Origin of the sequence: Photorhabdus noenieputensis (assembly GCF_018448935.1) — a bacterium.
GTDB lineage: Bacteria > Pseudomonadota > Gammaproteobacteria > Enterobacterales > Enterobacteriaceae > Photorhabdus > Photorhabdus noenieputensis.
In genome coordinates this window covers 1-1,248 of sequence record NZ_RCWC01000123.1, presented here as the reverse complement: position 1 = coordinate 1,248, position 1,248 = coordinate 1, and the positions used below count along the sequence as shown (strand labels likewise).

1 protein-coding gene is annotated in these 1,248 nt (G+C 56.7%); it reads right to left on the bottom strand.

The genetic code is table 11. From position 1 onward, the window contains the following. Positions 1 to 1,248: non-ribosomal peptide synthetase (locus EAE91_RS23450; RefSeq protein WP_214090539.1), on the bottom strand; the 1,248-nt coding region annotated here is incomplete at both ends.

Genomic DNA, 1,248 nt, shown 5'->3' with positions numbered 1-1,248 from the left:
GGGATTCAATTTCCCCCGGTTCAATGCGGAAGCCACGGATTTTCACCTGCTGGTCGTTACGGCCCAGAAATTCCAGATTGCCGTCCGGCAAATAACGGGCGACATCCCCGGTGCGGTACATCCGGGCATCCGGCACATCGCTAAACGGATCGATCAGGAACCGTTCCGCCGTCAAATCTGGGCGATTGAAGTAGCCACGCGCCACCCCCGCGCCCCCGATATACATTTCCCCCGCCACACCCAACGGCACCGGTTGACCATACTCGTCCAGTAAGTAAAGGCGGGTGTTGGCTATCGGACGGCCGATACTTTCAATGATCCGATCACCTCGCTGTATCGGCAGCCAGGCCGAATAGGTGGTCGTTTCAGACGGTCCATAGAGATTACACAACCGCTGTATTGGCGTGTCTGCGAAAATCTGTTCAATTAAAGCGCCTTTAAGCGGTTCTCCCGCCAGATTGACCGTATGAACCGACGCCATCAGCGCCTGAGCCTGCAATAACGGTTTCATCGCAGACGGGACGGCGTTAATCAAGGTCACCGGCAGGGCATGCTGCATCAATGACAGCGCATCCTCCACCAGATAAATCGCCGCGCCACGCGATAACGGCATAAAACATTCAAAAACGGACAGGTCGAAATTCATCGACGTTGAGAACAGCACCTGACGGATCTCTTCCGTTTCAAAAGCCTGCTGCGCCCAGTGCAGGAAGTTAACCGTATTGCGGTGCTCAATCATCACCCCTTTCGGCATACCGGTGGAGCCAGAAGTATAAATCACATAGGCCAGATGCCGGGAAGTCAGCGCAGGTATCTGAGGATTACTGTCCGGCCGATCAGGCAAGGTATTCGGGTCCAGCACCACGAGTCCCGTCAGCGCTTCCTCACCCAGCGCAGCCCAGCCAGCTTCATCCGCCAGCACCACCGCCGGGGCGGCATCGGTCAGAATATGCGCCAGACGCGCGCCAGGATAAGCCGGGTCTAACGGCACATAAGCTCCGCCCGCTTTCATTACCGCCAGCAATCCCACCACCATCACCGGTGAACGCGCCACACAAATCGCCACCCGCTGGTCAGGCGCGACGCCCAGCGCGATAAGCTGATGGGCCAGACGGTTAGCCCGGGCATTTAATTCGGCATAACTGAGCGTTTGCCCTTGATGCACTAACGCTGTCGCGTCCGGAGTTTGCTCCGCCTGTTGTTCAAATAATTGATGAATACACAACGAGTCAGGATAAGCGGTTTCCG